The organism is Buttiauxella sp. A111 (assembly GCF_014189855.1).
Lineage (GTDB): Bacteria > Pseudomonadota > Gammaproteobacteria > Enterobacterales > Enterobacteriaceae > Buttiauxella > Buttiauxella selenatireducens.
The window spans coordinates 163,123-177,765 of record NZ_BJFN01000005.1; the positions used below are offsets into that span (position 1 = coordinate 163,123).

A 14,643-nucleotide genomic window follows, 5' to 3' on the forward strand; every position below is an offset into this window, starting at 1 on the left:
AAATGGTGTTTTTATTTTTGGGGTAAAAGATTTTTTCGAGAATGTTCTTCTTGGCTGCTCGTTCGGGGTGTTTATAAGTTTCATTATATTGCTTGCTCAGTTCATTCAGAATAGAAAGAATAATATTCGGTGACTTTTAAGGTTTTATTCAAGCTGTAATTTATGCAGTGGAGAGACTTCTCTTTGCAAGAACTAAAAAATGTTTAATAATATTAAGGATGATTTATGTCAATGAAATACACTGTTTTAACCGCTGTTCTTCTGTCTGCACTGGGTGCTTCTGCTGCTGTACAGGCAGAAAGTTCTATTACCGCAGGCTACGCTCAAGCTCACGTTGAAGATTTTGGTACCACTAACGGTGTGAATTTAAAATACCGTTATGAGTGGAATTCTCCACTGAGTATTATCACTTCATTTACTTTTATGACGGGTTCCGAGAGCAGTTCTTATTACGTTGAGCGTGATAAAATTGATCTTCATGCGAACGTAAAATATTACTCACTGGCAGCAGGCCCGGCCTGGCGTTTTAACGAATTAGTCAGTGTCTATGCTCTGCTGGGTGCCAGTTATAATAAAGTTGATTACAACTATAACTGGAAAAACTACGAAGGTACCCGTGGTTTAGTCGACATGGGGAATGTCGATGGAGGGAATCATGATTCCACTTCTCTGGTTTATGGTGCGGGCGTACAGATAAACCCACTGCCTAACTTTGTTATTGATGTGGGTTATGAAGGTTCAAAACTGGATGATGGTGCTAATGATCATGCAGTTAATGGCTTTAACATCGGTGTCGGTTATCGCTTCTGATTTTAGATAGAAGGCGGGTGTGTTGTTTTACCGTCGATGCTATTTAATCAGCGATTAATTTATCCCGAATTACACTATTTTACGCTCTTTAAAAATCTAAATTTAAACTCCATCGCATCTTTAATTTTGATGCGGTGGAGGTATTTTTGATCTCTTTTAATGTGGCCGAAAATTTACTATATAAACCCCGGTCTGGTTGCCGGGATTTCTTTATCTGTCACTCAGTCCGTCAACTCCACTTCCTGGCTGCTGTATTTTTAGCCGTGATCACCCCTATAAACTCCAGGATCTGCTTTTGCTTGCGTCCTGAAAGCTTACAGACTTGACGCAGTGTCTGCATGATCTCCGGTTCTGCCGGAGGTGGCGGTAAGGGGTCTTCGGCGGTGAGTACCAGACAACCGGGCATTACGCGCACTTTAAGCGGTGTACCGGTTTTAAATCCCGCATCATCCAGCCAGTTTCCTTTCAGCGTAATGGATGTAAAAGCGGAATGCGTCTTCCAGTCTCGAATGTAACCGACCGTATAACGACGGTTTTTTAATTCAGGGACTTCTGTTGTGACAACTTCTGACTTAGAATCCTGCTCAGCCATGATTAACTCCGTGATAGTTAGTTTTGGTGAGCGGGGTTGAGGTGTTCGAGCACTTCAATCCCGCGTTATTTCTTTTATTTCGCTAATACTGACAAAATCTTGATAAACAATACTGGATGCATAAACAGTAATCCAGATAAAAATACTCATGCTCACAATGAAATATATTTGTTCAGAATTTATGTATAGAAATATTAAGTTTATCCACGGTAAGTTTTATTTATAAATATTAAAATTCTGTATCAAAGACTCGGTGATAAATAAAATAATATGAGGTGTTGCTTGCTCTCACTCCACACTGGACGGCCAATGACAATAAATACGGAGATAACTTTGTGAATATGGATGTGGCGCCCTCGGCATCCCGGCGGGCATTTCACTATGCTCCGTTTCGTCATTTGTTTTTTGCCCGTCTGCTGACGGTGCTGGGAAATGGTATTGCGCCCATTGCTCTGGCTTTTGCTGTGCTCGACATGGGTGGCACCGCCGCCGATTTGGGCATCGTTATCGCAGCGCGTTCTATTTTCAACGTGGCTTTTTTGCTGATTGGCGGAGTGCTTGCCGATCGCTATTCCCGAAGCAAAGTTCTCCTCTATTCATCCGTTATCGCGGCAATCTCTCAGGCGATTGTTGCTTTTTTAGTGCTGGATGGCTCTGCCACGATCATTCTGCTCGCGGTGCTGGGCGCTATAAATGGTGCGGCTGCGGGCACCTCGCTGCCCGCTTCGCAAGCTATGGTTCCACAAACTGTGCCCGTTCACTGCCTACGGGAAGCCAATGCCTTCATTCAGTTGGGTATTTACGGCGGGACGGTGATTGGTGCATCACTGGGCGGTGTTCTCACTAGCGTGACTGGGCCTGGTTGGGGATTGGCAGTGGATGCCTTAGGATTTGCCGCATCAGCACCTCTATACCTGATGATTCGCACAAGCTTTGCGCAACCACTGGAATCAAAATCTAATATTTTTCAGGATTTAAAAGAGGGTTGGGCGGAGTTCATTTCGCGCACTTGGGTCTGGGCAATCGTCGTGCAATTTACCCTCGTTAATGCGGCATTTAGCGGTGTGATGATGGTGCTCGGCCCGGTCGTGGCGGATTCCACATTTGGCCGGGCGGGCTGGGGAATGGCCATCGCTGCACAAAGCGTTGGCCTTATCGCAGGTTCGTTTATTGCACTTCGCTGGCGGCCCCGGCGCGATTTATTAATCGGCACCATGCTGGTGGTGTTTTGCGCAGGGCCGATTACTGTTTTGGCGCTCATTCCATCGACGCCCGCTCTGATGGCCACGTTCTTAATCGCAGGCGTAGGTTTTGGGTTGTTCGGCGTGGTATGGGCGCAATCTCTGCAAACCCATATCCCGCCGGAAAAACTCGCGCGCGTGTATGCCTATGATGCGTTGGGGTCTTTCGTGGCTATTCCTGTTGGCGAGCTTGCCGCAGGCCCACTGGCGATGCACTACGGAAACACCCGCGTCTTATTAGTCTCAGCCGTTGTTGTCGTGATTGCGACGGTTGCCGCAAGTTTTGTGCCTGCTATCAGGCGGCTCGACAATTCGGTACACATCAAAGAGACCTGACCAAAGCCGAGGCCTTGTTGAGCAGCCAGGGCCGTAAATATCCCACCGTGTTGGATAACGGCAACACATCGTCGTGAAGGTGGAGATGTAATACATCCCGAATGTAGGCCCGGCGGTTTTGAATGCGCTGCCAAAGCTCTGGATACTGCGTGGCGATTTGCAGGCGCAGAGGCTCATCGGCAAGCGCAATGGTATCTTCAATACTCGCTCCCGCGTAGCCCTTACGCGACGGGATGATGTCGATTTGCAGCAGCATTCCGCTGGATAAAGGAATGTCCGATGATGGATAAACAGGTGAACAGAGCCACTCTTCATCGGCGACCAAATGGCCAGGGTTCAGGTGCCAGTGGTATTCGGCTTTTGGCAATACACCCTCAATCAGTTCATACACTTCGTGGCCTTTCACACCGACGCGCATATGCTCAAGCCAGCTCACAACGGCGCGATAGTAGGGAATGGCGACCACATCAAGATAGTCCTGAACCTCAGCCGGTAGTTCATCGGCGTGGTTGACGACATACGCAGCCCGGCTGGTTAAACCGCCCTTGTAGCTGACGGTTAATGAAAATTTATCGCCTTTCTGGATCTGTTTATCCGAGGGATACAAATTGGCATTCTCAAAACGATCCCCCGTCGCGGCGATAGTGACGACGTTATTGGGTTGGCCTTCGGCGGCCAGCAGCGCGGCAATGGTTTTTTCCGTTTTGCCCAACTCAACCGCATTCAGTGCAGTCAGCATCGCACTCGAGGCCAGGTTTGCACCGTATTCGTAATGCGCGATTTCATTGGCGTTATTAATAGTACGCGCACCATCGCGTGGCGAAATAAACAGACTCGTGGCGTTGAGAAGCTCGCATGAAGAAGACGAAAGTGCGGCCTGAATCGCCTGGAAAATAAAGGTGGGAATATCAAACATCGGTGTGTTGTTACTGTGGGCGCCGGTGAAAAGTTTCCAGCCTGCGATGCCGACACGTTGTTGCTGGTGAAGCCCAGCTTGTTGCAACACTTCACTCAGTGAAAACGTGGTGTCCATCGGCTGGTTGGGCAGTGAAAACCACGGCGCGTGTACCACTTTTGCCGGAACTCTGGAGTGCTGTGCGAGTTTGAGATTTTCATTGCCAAGAACCAGAACCGCTTCGCCGCTTTTATGCAGCACCAGTAAACCTTCTTCAAAGCGCGGGATGAATCCCGTCAGATATTCAAAATTCCCGCCATGTTCTTTGTCGGCGTAGACGATTAACGCATCCAGATTTTGCCGCGCCATACCCTGCAAAATTTTGTGCAGGCGTTCCTGAATCGTCTGGTCATTTAATACAACGCCTGGGATACCCGGGTAAATGTCCGGTTGTTTGATGGGGGCGAGCATAATCGGCGAATGTGTTTGCGGCATGGGTCTGTAACTCCTTTTTATTTTTCCCGGAATGAACCTTAACTTACCACCAGGCAAATATTGAGCCTATCCCGGCAATCGACTTTTGGGACGCCCAGGGCCAAGTAAAACCGCCAGCTTGTTGCCGCCGTGTGTGGTTTCCATCAGAATTTTACACACGCTGGTGAGAGGGACTGAAAGTAACATCCCAACCGGGCCGAGTAGCCAACCCCAAAACAGCAACGACAAGAACACCACGAAGGTCGACATCCCGAGGCCGCGACCCATCATGCGCGGCTCGACAATATTCCCCAGCACCATATGCACTGCAAGGAACAGTGCGCCCACCAGAACCATTTCGTACGTTCCGTTAAACAAAAATGCCTGAACCATTGGCGGTATCGCGGAAATCACCGAACCAATGTTGGGGATGTAATTCAGCAAGAAACCCAGCACGCCCCACATCAGCGAAAATTGCACGCCTAATAACTCCAGCCCCAGCCAGATAATCAGGCCTGTCCACAGGCTAATGAGCGTTTTTAGCGCCAGGTAATGCGTCACTCCTTTGAGTGCACGGTGCAAGCTGGCGATATGAATTTTCGGATTGGACAGGGCGAAGCGCAGTTTATACGGAACGTGGCGCACCTCGAACAACATGAACACGACGGTCATCACCAGAAGCAGAATGCTGGCCATCGCGCCAGAAAGGCCGGTCATCAGCGTCGTGGCATAAGACATCACTTTCTCTGAATCCATGCGCTGTAACATGCGCTCTGGCGATAATCTCAGATGCATAAATGGCAGCATCTTTTCGAGATCGGATACCTTCTGCGTCAGCATCTTGCTGTATTTAGGCAACAAGTCGATGAACTCGCTCATCGATGCAGCCAGCACGCCAACCAGCATCGTCAGTACAACTAACATTGCAAATACGACAATGGATATTGCCAATGGCCTGTTCACTCCCCGACGAATAAACCAGGTGACCAGCGGGTTAAGCACAATGGCGAAGAAAAGTGCCAGCAAGAGCTGGACGATGATGTCTGCCGCCGCATGAATCCCGGCGAAAATAATCACCAGTGCGGCCAGTTTTAGCAGAATGTGTAGCCCAGTTTTATCGGGTTCTGGAGAGGGCATGGAGAGATCCTGTATGCGAGAGATCCTTTTAGTGTAGCGCCTCGTTTATTTCTCACGCGCAGGGCGAGTCTGAAAGTCTGTGGCTGAAATGTGAAACCTGAAGTGGGTATACTGGGGAACGCTGTTTTTAAAGTGAATGATCATGCCTGACCTCACGCCCGCCCCCGCAGTAAGCAGTTTCCGTCTTAATCTGCAGATTGTCTCTGTAGTGATGTTCAATTTTGCCAGCTACATGACGATTGGCCTGCCGCTCGCGGTGCTACCCGGTTACGTTCACGACGTGATGGGATACAGCGCGTTTTGGGCCGGGTTGGTGATAAGTCTTCAGTATTTCGCCACTTTGCTGAGCCGCCCACATGCCGGGCGTTACGCGGATATTCTGGGCCCGAAAAAAATCGTCATCTTCGGCTTGTGCGGCTGTTTCCTGAGTGGCGCGAGCTACATGCTGGCGGCATTTGGCAGCGCATGGCCGCTCGTGAGCCTGGTGTTGCTCTGTCTTGGGCGCGTGATTCTGGGGATAGGGCAAAGTTTTGCAGGCACAGGTTCAACGCTTTGGGGCGTCGGCGTGGTGGGGTCGCTGCATATTGGGCGAGTGATCTCCTGGAATGGCATTGTCACTTACGGTGCGATGGCGATGGGCGCGCCGCTGGGAGTGCTGATCTACCATTTTGGCGGGCTTGAGTTGCTAGCCGGAATGGTTATGACGGTCGCGCTGGTGGCGGTGCTGCTGGCACTTCCTCGTCCTGCGGTTAAAGCCAGCAAAAGCAAGCCGCTGCCGTTTCGTGCGGTGCTCGGGCGCGTCTGGCCATACGGTATGGCATTAGCGCTGGCATCGGCAGGTTTTGGCGTTATCGCAACCTTTATCACGCTGTTTTATGAGGCCAAAGGATGGAATGGTGCGGCCTTCGCGCTCACCCTGTTTAGCTGCGCGTTTGTGGGGACTCGCTTACTTTTCCCAAACGGAATTAATCGGTTCGGCGGTCTGAATGTGGCGATGATTTGTTTCTCGGTCGAGATAATCGGGTTACTGCTGGTCGGTTTTGCTGTCGATCCATGGATGGCAAAAACAGGTACATTTCTGACCGGGGCGGGCTTCTCGCTAGTGTTCCCGGCGCTGGGTGTGGTGGCAGTAAAAAGGGTTCCGCAACAAAATCAGGGCAGTGCGCTGGCAACTTACACCGTGTTTATGGATTTATCGCTGGGGATTACCGGGCCACTGGCTGGATTTATGATGGCTTACGCGGGGGTGTCGATGATTTATCTGGCTGCTGCGGCACTGGTCTTTATCGCATTGCTTATGGCGTGGAAGCTAAAAAAACGGCCCCCGATTGAGCAACCGGAGGCCATGTCATCGTCCAAACAATAATTACTTGATGGTGATGGTATTAATGATGTTTTCAGCGGCAGTCTGCGCCAGTTGCTGATTATCAGCAGGCAGCGTGATCTGCATGGTTAACAGCTGGTTATCGACCTTACCCAGAATAACGGATGAGTAAGCGGTCTGGCCTTTTGCTGAAATAATGCTGTCTAACTGTTGCAGGGTGTGGCCTTTGATCTCGATGGATTTGTTGGTCACGACTTGCAACTGTGGATCACGGGCACGCTGCTGATCTTCAAGGCGTTTTGTCAGCGCAGCCAGATCATCTGGTGTGTTATCGCCAATAATCACAATCACTGCTTTCTGACCGGATGCATCAGAATAGACGTGCATGTTATTTGCCTGAGTGCCCAGTTTACCGCTCTGGTCGGTCATCTCGGCAGGAAGTGTAAAGCTGATTTTCCCATCCAACAGATTCACCGGCTGGCCGCTAGCTGCTGCTGCCGCTTCATTCGTCGTTGCCGTTTTGCTGTCGTTGTTATCGCAAGCGGCCAGGCCCAATACCAGCAGGCCGATACCGACATATTTTACCAGGTTACCCATGACTTCTTCCTTTACGTTAGCCAGCCTTTGCGGCCTATCTCAGCATCTTATCACAAGATAATTCAACCACGGTCAACCCGGTTGCAACGCCGAATTTTCAGATTTTTCTGCGAGCCGTTTCAACAACATATTCAACAATACACCATACATCGGCAGGAAGAATACGATACTGATTAATACTTTAAAGCAGTAATCAACGATAGCGATTTCGACCCAATGCTGTGCCATAAACACGTCCGGGCTGCGCCAGAAGGCGATGAAGAAGAAGGACAGCGTGTCGCTTATGTTGCCTAAAAATGTAGATGCCGTTGGTGCAAGCCACCAGTAGCGGCTCTGACGCAGGCGGTTAAACACGTGTACATCCAGAATCTGCCCAAGCGCATAAGCCATAAAGCTGGCGACAGCGATACGGGCGACAAACAGGTTGAAGTGCGTTAACGCTTCAAACCCTTGCCAGGTGCCCATATAAAAGAGCGCAGAAATACCGTAGGAAATGATAAGTGCAGGCAGCATCACGGCGAAAATAATCCGTCGTGCCAAAGGTGCGCCAAAGATACGTACCGTCAGGTCAGTCGCGAGGAAGATAAAAGGAAAACTAAACGCGCCCCAGGTGGTATGGAAACCCAATACCGAAACCGGTAATTGCACCAGATAGTTACTGGAAGTGATCACCAGCAAATGGAATAGCGATAGCCAGAACAGCGCTTTAGTGCGCTGAATAGAGTTGAACTGCATCATTTTGTAGCCTTTTTAGTGTAATGGGGTGAGGGAACCCAGTCGAAATTTTTCCCCAGCGGAAACGCTGGAAGCCGGGGATGATACTGCTTTAACCCCGCTTTGCAACGGTTAATTTTAGCGCAATCGTTCACGTCACTTGCGCGATTATTTGCCGGGGGTAAACTATCGCGGTTTGTTAAATGTGAGACCGCTCATGACCGATTTGTTCGCCAATCCTGACCACACGCTAGATGCCATGGGCCTGCGCTGCCCGGAACCTGTAATGATGGTTCGCAAAACTGTCCGCAATATGCAGGCTGGTGAAACTTTGCTGGTCATTGCCGACGACCCCGCAACGACGCGTGATATCCCCGGCTTTTGCATTTTCATGGAGCATGAGCTGCTTGCTAAACAAGTAGAATCATTGCCTTACCAATATCTGCTGCGTAAAGGCCAGTAGCTGCGCGATAGCCCTTTGCTCCCCGCTTTGGGCTTCTGAACCCTCTTTGCATCTCCGCTGAACCTCAATTTCATTTTTTGTCACTTTTTGTGAAGCGCTTCACCCATGCTTTTCTCCACGTAGTCTAATTTTTAATCGATTAATTAAAACATTGTTTTATTTCTTCCCTTAAAATTCTACCTCTGCTGGAGCGACACAATGAAGAAGACCTTTCTGCCTGCTTTTGCTGGTTTATGTTTGTCTACCGCGTCAGTTCTGTTTGCACCCTCTGTGTTGGCACAAGTGATAAAAGCTGCCGACGTCCATCCAGAAGGTTATCCAAATGTGGTCGCGGTTCAGCATATGGGTGAAAAACTTAAGCAAGAAACCAATGGGGACATGGAGATCAAAGTTTTCCCTAGCGGTGTGCTTGGGGATGAAAAACAGTTGATTGAGCAAGCGCAGATGGGGGCGATTGATATGATCCGTGTGTCGATGGCTCCCGTTGCTGCCATTCTTCCGGATGTTGAAGTCTTTACCCTCCCGTATGTGTTCCGCGATGAAGATCATATGCATAAAGTGATCGATGGCGACCTGGGTCAACAAATTGGCGACAAGCTGACGAATAACCCGAAATCCCGGCTGGTGTTCCTTGGCTGGATGGACTCCGGCACACGTAACCTGATTACTAAAAATCCTGTTGTGAAACCGGAAGATCTTAAAGGTATGAAAATCCGCGTCCAGGGCAGCCCTGTCGCACTGGCAACACTCAAAGACATGGGGGCGAACTCAGTGGCTATGGGCGTGAGTGAAGTGTATAGCGGGATGCAAACTGGTGTTATCGATGGCGCAGAAAACAACCCGCCAACATTTATTGCCCACAACTACATGCCCGTTGCCAAAAACTACACTCTGAGCGGTCACTTTATCACCCCTGAAATGCTGCTTTATTCCAAAGTGAAGTGGGACAAATTAACGCCTGATCAGCAGCAAAAAATCCTCAAACTGGCGCGTGAAACGCAAATGGAACAGCGTGAACTGTGGAATGCCTACAACAAACAGGCACTGGAAAAAATGAAAGCGGGTGGGGTTCAGTTCCACGAAATCGATAAAGCATGGTTTGTAAAAGCGACAGAGCCGGTTCGTAAGGAATACGGTGATAAGCATCAGGATCTGATGAAAGCCATCGCCGATGTTCAATAACTTTTGTCGCTAACGCTTTCGTGGAGGGCATCTTATGTCCCAACGCTACTCAGATTTGATGGATAAAGTTTATTTGCTGGCGATGATTGTTGCCGGACTGTCTCTGCTTGTCATGACCATTATTATTCCGATTGGGATTTTCTCGCGCTATGTCCTGAACCGTGGTGAGTCCTGGCCGGAACCGGTGGCGATAATCTGCATGGTGACCTTCACGTTTATCGGCGCGGCGGTGAGTTATCGCGCGGGTTCGCACATTGCCGTGAATATGCTGACAGACCGCTTGCCGCTCTCATGGCAGACGGTTTGTGCGCGCATTGTCGATGTGCTGATGCTGATCATTTCGTTGGTCATTTTCTATTACAGCTTCTACCTGTGCGCCGATTTGTGGGAGCAACCTGTTGCAGAATTCCCACTCCTCACTTCTGGCCAAACCTACCTTCCGCTGCCCGTAGGCGCAATTGTACTGATTCTGTTTGTTGTCGAGCGCTTGCTGTTTGGCACTCAAGAGAACCGCCCAATCGTGTTGCTGGGTAATCACGGTTAAAACCAGGGGATAACATGGACGCATTTATTTTATTAGCAACACTTGCGGTACTACTTGCGGTGGGAATGCCTGTAGCCTTTGCCGTTGGGCTAAGCGCCATTGTGGGTGCGTTATGGATAGATTTGCCGCTGGAAGCGATCATGATTCAAATCACCAGCGGGGTAAACAAATTTACCCTGCTGGCGATCCCGTTCTTCATTCTGGCTGGGGCGATAATGGCAGAAGGGGGTATTGCCCGTCGCCTGGTCAACTTTGCTTATATCTTCGTGGGGTTTATTCGCGGAGGGTTGTCGTTGGTGAATATCGTTGCCTCCACGTTCTTCGGGGCGATTTCAGGATCGTCGGTGGCGGATACCGCTTCCATCGGTAGCGTGATGATCCCAGAAATGGAGAAAAAGGGTTATCCGCGCGAATATGCAGCGGCCGTAACGGCCAGTGGATCGGTGCAGGCGATTTTGATCCCGCCCAGTCACAACTCGGTGATTTACTCACTGGCGGCAGGAGGCACGGTGTCTATTGCCACGCTGTTTATCGCCGGAGTGTTGCCGGGATTGTTGCTTGGTTTTTGCCTGATGGTGATGTGCCTGGGCTTTGCCCATAAACGTGGTTACCCGAAAGGCGAACGCATCCCCTTTAAACAAGCCGTGAAAATTTTGTTCGACGCACTGTGGGGGTTGATGACAGTCGTCATTATTCTCGGTGGGATTCTGTCTGGGGTCTTTACCGCGACAGAGTCGGCGGCAGTGGCCTGCGTTTGGGCGTTTTTCGTGACCATGTTTATCTATCGTGACTACAAGTGGAGCGAATTGCCAAAGCTGATGTTCCGCACGGTAAAAACCGTTTCTATCGTAATGATTCTGATTGGTTTTGCCTCGGCGTTCGGCGCAGTCATGACTTACATGCAGTTGCCTTCGCGTATCACGGACTTCTTCACGTCGCTGTCTGACAATAAGTATGTGATTCTGATGTATATCAACATCATGTTGCTGCTGATTGGCACGTTGATGGATATGGCACCGATTATCCTGATCCTCACACCCGTATTATTGCCAGTGACCAATTCGTTGGGTATCGACCCGGTTCATTTCGGCATGATAATGATGGTGAACCTTGGCATTGGGTTGATCACACCGCCCGTGGGGTCGGTGCTCTTTGTTGCCAGCGCCGTGAGTAAACAGAAAATCGAAGTGGTGGTACGCGCTATGCTGCCGTTTTACGGCATATTACTGGTGGTGCTGGGGTTGGTGACCTACATCCCGGCAGTTTCGTTGTGGCTGCCACATGCGTTAGGAATGAATTAATTCCTTCATAGCTAAGGTCGGGTGAGCGTGTCACGTCACCCGGCTTTTTTTTATGACTTCTTACGCAGCAGGCGCAGCGCATTCGCTGTAACCAGCGCCGTCGCACCAGAATCGGCCAACACGGCAAGCCATAACCCCGTAATGCCCAGCAATGTGGTGATCAGGAAAATCCCTTTCAGCCCTAACGCGATAGTGATGTTCTGGCGAATATTATTATGCGTTGCCCGGGCCAGATTAATCATTCTGGCCAGTTCGGTCAGACGGTTGTGCGTAAGGGCCGCATCTGCGGTTTCGAGTGCGACATCCGTGCCGCTACCCATGGCGATACCGATGGTTGCTGCTTTCATGGCTGGTGCATCGTTGATGCCATCACCCACCATCGCAAGCGATGAACGGGCGTTGAGTTCATTGACTGCGCTGACTTTATCGGCTGGCAGCAGACTGGCGCGGTAATCCATCCCCAATTCTTGCGCGATTGCCGCCGCCGCTCGCGGGTTATCGCCGGTTAACATCACGCTCTGAACCCCGATTTTTTGCAGGTCAGCGACTGCCTGTTTGGCGTCGCGGCGCAGGGTATCGCGTAGTGCAATTACGCCGAGTAAGCGATTTTGCTGCACCACGGTAATGACCGTTTGACCTTCAGCCTCAAGCTGGGTAATGCGCTGGTGCCACGTGGCGTCGAGAACGTTTTCCGCGAGTTTACCCGGCGCGCTCAGTAACAGCGTTTCGCCGTTAATTGTTGCTTCGACCCCGATCCCTGCTAACGCCCTGTGTGCGCTGGCGGTCGGCAATGTCAGCTCGCGGCTTTGTGCTTCACGCACAATGGCTTGCGCTAACGGGTGTGAGGAGCCCAGTTCTACGGCAGCTGCGAGGGCCAATAGCGCGTTTTCGCTCAGTTCACCCTGCACTTTAATGGTTGTGACCTGCGGTTTACCTGCGGTCAACGTGCCGGTTTTATCGAAAGCAATATGCTGAATTTTACCCAGTCGTTCGAGTGCCGCCCCGCCTTTGATTAATGCACCGCGTCGAGCGGCGGCTGCAAGTCCGGAGGTAATCGCCGCCGGGGTAGAGATCACCAGCGCACATGGGCAACCAATCAGTAACAACGCCAACCCTTTGTAAATCCACTCATCCCAGCTCTGCCCGAAAAACAGTGGAGGAATAACCGCTGCGAGTAGCGCAATCCCCATAATGATGGGTGTGTATATCCGACTGAAACGGTCGATAAAGCGCTCTATCGGCGCACGGCGCTCATCCGCTTCTTCAATTAAACGCAGGATGCGGTCAATTGCGCTGTCGCCTGGTTCGGAAATAACTTCTAGCTGCACCAGCCTGTCGACACTGGTGCTACCCGCAGGCACTTTTTCATCTTGTTGGCGTTCGACCGGAATGGACTCTCCGGTTAGTGCGCTTTCATCAAAACTGGCAAAGGGTGATAACAGTCGACCATCTGCAGGCAAACGCCCACCGGCAGCCACTTCGATAACGTCGCCCGGGCGTAAATCGCCAAGAGCGACAGTTTCTCGTTCACCGTTGCGAATACGGGTGGCGATTTCGGGTTTTAGCGCCATTAATGCGCTCACGCCACGGCGTGCGCGGCTGGCGGCGTAAGATTCCAGACGTTCGCCAATTAAGAACAGCAACAGTACCATCGCTGCTTCTGCCGTCGCGCCGATGAACAGTGCGCCAATGGCCGCGACGCTCATTAAGGTTTCGATGGCAAACCAGTTACCGCTGCGCATCAGGCGCACCGCCTGGCGGGCTATCGGCCACAGGCCAACCAGCGTGGTGGCGATAAACGCCATGTTGCCAAATGGATGGTTAAATTGCTCAAGACCCCAGCTCAGCGCCATCATGACTATCAGCAAAATGAGCGGTAAGTTTTCCTTCAGGCTGGATGTTTTCGGGGCAGGGGCGGTGCTGTTTCTCAGGTTGTAGCCAGCGGCTTTAACGGCTTTTTCAACTTGCGGGCGAATATCACTCCCGGCAGTAACCATGAGTTTTTGCGTGGCGAAAAGCACCTGGACGCGCTGGACATCAGCCAATTGTTTTACCGCATTTTCAACTTTGCGGGCACAGGCGGCGCAATCCATACCATCAACCAGCCAGCTATAGCGCTCGCCGGTATCAGGGACGGTTTCAATTTCTGGTTCTGCAGTGCAGGCGTCATTGTTACAGCAGGAGGACGTTTGCGCAGGTAATGGACTTAATTTTGCCTTAGCAAATTGCGGTGGTTTTGGGGAGTTGAGCATGTGCCCTCCTGGGTAATGATAATGTTCTCATTACCCATGTTACTCTCTGGAGTTGACTCCAGAGTCAAGAGGGAAGTTTTGGTGGGTGTCACTTCCCTCATCTGATAAACGTAATCAGATATATAACGCGCGGACAATCATAAAGTGGCCCGCAAAGTAACAGGCAGCAGCGATGGCGCTGTCACCGGTAAAGCGGTGGCGATAATGGCTACCTAACCAAACAATATTACCCAACAGCAGCAGTGTCGCGCCGACAAAGGCCGAGAAGCTTGGGCGTGTTGGCAAGTAGAAATACAGCTCACCCGCGAGCCACACCATCACTAGCGTCATACCGATAAACGTCAAAATCGGCCAGCGGAACGTGTCGAGACGCGTCCAAATGACCGCCACCAATAATGCCCCGACAATTAACAAAACCAGCGGCAAAGGCCAGAACAAACTAAAGGTCATCTGGCTGGCAAAATAGAGGGTATACAGCAGGTGTGAGAGGAAAAATGCCCCGATTGCGTACAGCATGCGCTGAGTTGGCAGCAACGTTAGCGCGTCGCCCAGTAGTGTTGCCAGAAGGCCGGCAACAATTAAATATCCCGTCGCGTTAAACATCGGAGCTTGCCAGGCCAGCAGCAGCAAAAGCAAAAGGGTGACGGGTTTAAAGACCCAGCGTTGCCAGGTTGGACCACGATAGGAGGCGTCTACATATAGCCATCCGGAAAAGAATACAGCGATAAAAGACCAAAGCATGGCGAGTCCTTTTTAAATTTATCGTACTCAAAGCACGACT

The 14,643-nt window shown here is 50.7% G+C and carries 14 protein-coding genes; 7 read left to right on the forward strand and 7 right to left on the reverse strand.

Going from position 1 to position 14,643, the window contains the following annotated elements:
* Positions 1–225: 225 nt before the first annotated feature.
* Complete coding sequence (locus tag BSPA111_RS15870) at positions 226–810, forward strand: Ail/Lom family outer membrane beta-barrel protein (RefSeq protein ID WP_255459295.1); 585 nt, start codon at positions 226–228, stop codon at positions 808–810.
* 229 nt (positions 811–1,039) lie between these two features.
* Here the strand turns inward: BSPA111_RS15870 and symE are convergent, their stop codons facing one another.
* On the reverse strand, positions 1,040–1,402 hold the full coding sequence (symE, locus tag BSPA111_RS15875) for an endoribonuclease SymE (RefSeq protein WP_183272123.1): 363 nt from the start codon (positions 1,400–1,402) through the stop codon (positions 1,040–1,042).
* Between the two features lie 341 nt (positions 1,403–1,743).
* Between symE and BSPA111_RS15880 the strand changes: the two genes are divergently transcribed.
* Positions 1,744–2,979: an MFS transporter gene (locus BSPA111_RS15880; protein WP_373925640.1), complete on the forward strand. Its 1,236-nt coding sequence runs from the start codon at positions 1,744–1,746 to the stop codon at positions 2,977–2,979.
* Here the strand turns inward: BSPA111_RS15880 and BSPA111_RS15885 are convergent.
* Both BSPA111_RS15885 and BSPA111_RS15890 read right to left on the reverse strand, forming a co-directional pair.
* Positions 2,966–4,369, reverse strand: coding sequence for a Xaa-Pro peptidase family protein (locus BSPA111_RS15885; protein WP_183272125.1), 1,404 nt, complete (start codon positions 4,367–4,369; stop codon positions 2,966–2,968). The genes BSPA111_RS15880 and BSPA111_RS15885 overlap by 14 nt on opposite strands.
* A gap of 66 nt (positions 4,370–4,435) precedes the next feature.
* Positions 4,436–5,485 (reverse strand): AI-2E family transporter, encoded by a 1,050-nt coding sequence (locus tag BSPA111_RS15890; protein ID WP_183272126.1) that lies wholly within the window; start codon positions 5,483–5,485, stop codon positions 4,436–4,438.
* 142 nt (positions 5,486–5,627) lie between these two features.
* On the opposite strand from BSPA111_RS15890, the gene BSPA111_RS15895 reads away from it, so the two are divergent.
* Complete coding sequence (locus tag BSPA111_RS15895) at positions 5,628–6,851, forward strand: MFS transporter (protein ID WP_183272127.1); 1,224 nt, start codon at positions 5,628–5,630, stop codon at positions 6,849–6,851.
* On the opposite strand, the gene BSPA111_RS15900 is transcribed toward BSPA111_RS15895, so the two are convergent.
* On the reverse strand, positions 6,852–7,406 hold the full coding sequence (locus tag BSPA111_RS15900; protein WP_183272128.1) for a DcrB family lipoprotein: 555 nt from the start codon (positions 7,404–7,406) through the stop codon (positions 6,852–6,854).
* A gap of 72 nt (positions 7,407–7,478) precedes the next feature.
* Positions 7,479–8,144 carry a 7-cyano-7-deazaguanine/7-aminomethyl-7-deazaguanine transporter gene (locus BSPA111_RS15905; protein ID WP_183272129.1) on the reverse strand — a complete coding sequence of 222 codons (666 nt, stop codon included), beginning with the start codon at positions 8,142–8,144 and terminating at the stop codon, positions 7,479–7,481.
* A 193-nt stretch (positions 8,145–8,337) separates the two neighbouring features.
* Here BSPA111_RS15905 and tusA point away from each other — a divergent pair, with 193 nt between their 5' ends.
* The 4 genes from tusA to BSPA111_RS15925 all read left to right on the forward strand — a co-directional run bounded on the left by tusA (position 8,338) and on the right by BSPA111_RS15925 (position 11,610).
* Positions 8,338–8,583 carry a sulfurtransferase TusA gene (gene tusA / locus BSPA111_RS15910; RefSeq protein WP_183272130.1) on the forward strand — a complete coding sequence of 82 codons (246 nt, stop codon included), beginning with the start codon at positions 8,338–8,340 and terminating at the stop codon, positions 8,581–8,583.
* Positions 8,584–8,781: 198 nt separating this feature from the next.
* Entirely contained in the window at positions 8,782–9,765 is a 984-nt protein-coding gene (locus tag BSPA111_RS15915; protein ID WP_183272131.1) for a TRAP transporter substrate-binding protein, read from the forward strand.
* Positions 9,766–9,799: 34 nt separating this feature from the next.
* A complete protein-coding gene (locus BSPA111_RS15920) occupies positions 9,800–10,309 on the forward strand; it encodes a TRAP transporter small permease (protein WP_183272132.1) in 510 nt (169 codons plus the stop codon).
* Between the two features lie 14 nt (positions 10,310–10,323).
* Positions 10,324–11,610 carry a TRAP transporter large permease gene (locus tag BSPA111_RS15925; protein WP_183272133.1) on the forward strand — a complete coding sequence of 429 codons (1,287 nt, stop codon included), beginning with the start codon at positions 10,324–10,326 and terminating at the stop codon, positions 11,608–11,610.
* Between the two features lie 50 nt (positions 11,611–11,660).
* Here BSPA111_RS15925 and zntA read toward each other — a convergent pair whose 3' ends face one another.
* Together zntA and BSPA111_RS15935 are read right to left on the reverse strand one after the other, a co-directional pair.
* The gene (gene zntA / locus BSPA111_RS15930; RefSeq protein ID WP_183272134.1) at positions 11,661–13,862 is read right to left on the reverse strand and encodes a Zn(II)/Cd(II)/Pb(II) translocating P-type ATPase ZntA; all 2,202 of its coding nucleotides are present in this window, start codon (positions 13,860–13,862) and stop codon (positions 11,661–11,663) included.
* A gap of 114 nt (positions 13,863–13,976) precedes the next feature.
* Positions 13,977–14,603: a lysoplasmalogenase gene (locus tag BSPA111_RS15935; RefSeq protein ID WP_183272135.1), complete on the reverse strand. Its 627-nt coding sequence runs from the start codon at positions 14,601–14,603 to the stop codon at positions 13,977–13,979.
* Positions 14,604–14,643 lie beyond the last annotated feature (40 nt).

Bases quoted from the DNA above. Each gene is read 5' to 3' on its own strand.
- BSPA111_RS15870 (WP_255459295.1), top strand. From the start codon at position 226: ATGTCAATGAAATACACTGTTTTAACCGCTGTTCTTCTGTCTGCACTG.
- symE (WP_183272123.1), bottom strand. From the start codon at position 1,402: ATGGCTGAGCAGGATTCTAAGTCAGAAGTTGTCACAACAGAAGTCCCT.
- BSPA111_RS15880 (WP_373925640.1), top strand. From the start codon at position 1,744: ATGGATGTGGCGCCCTCGGCATCCCGGCGGGCATTTCACTATGCTCCG.
- BSPA111_RS15885 (WP_183272125.1), bottom strand. From the start codon at position 4,369: ATGCCGCAAACACATTCGCCGATTATGCTCGCCCCCATCAAACAACCG.
- BSPA111_RS15890 (WP_183272126.1), bottom strand. From the start codon at position 5,485: ATGCCCTCTCCAGAACCCGATAAAACTGGGCTACACATTCTGCTAAAA.
- BSPA111_RS15895 (WP_183272127.1), top strand. From the start codon at position 5,628: ATGCCTGACCTCACGCCCGCCCCCGCAGTAAGCAGTTTCCGTCTTAAT.
- BSPA111_RS15900 (WP_183272128.1), bottom strand. From the start codon at position 7,406: ATGGGTAACCTGGTAAAATATGTCGGTATCGGCCTGCTGGTATTGGGC.
- BSPA111_RS15905 (WP_183272129.1), bottom strand. From the start codon at position 8,144: ATGATGCAGTTCAACTCTATTCAGCGCACTAAAGCGCTGTTCTGGCTA.
- tusA (WP_183272130.1), top strand. From the start codon at position 8,338: ATGACCGATTTGTTCGCCAATCCTGACCACACGCTAGATGCCATGGGC.
- BSPA111_RS15915 (WP_183272131.1), top strand. From the start codon at position 8,782: ATGAAGAAGACCTTTCTGCCTGCTTTTGCTGGTTTATGTTTGTCTACC.
- BSPA111_RS15920 (WP_183272132.1), top strand. From the start codon at position 9,800: ATGTCCCAACGCTACTCAGATTTGATGGATAAAGTTTATTTGCTGGCG.
- BSPA111_RS15925 (WP_183272133.1), top strand. From the start codon at position 10,324: ATGGACGCATTTATTTTATTAGCAACACTTGCGGTACTACTTGCGGTG.
- zntA (WP_183272134.1), bottom strand. From the start codon at position 13,862: ATGCTCAACTCCCCAAAACCACCGCAATTTGCTAAGGCAAAATTAAGT.
- BSPA111_RS15935 (WP_183272135.1), bottom strand. From the start codon at position 14,603: ATGCTTTGGTCTTTTATCGCTGTATTCTTTTCCGGATGGCTATATGTA.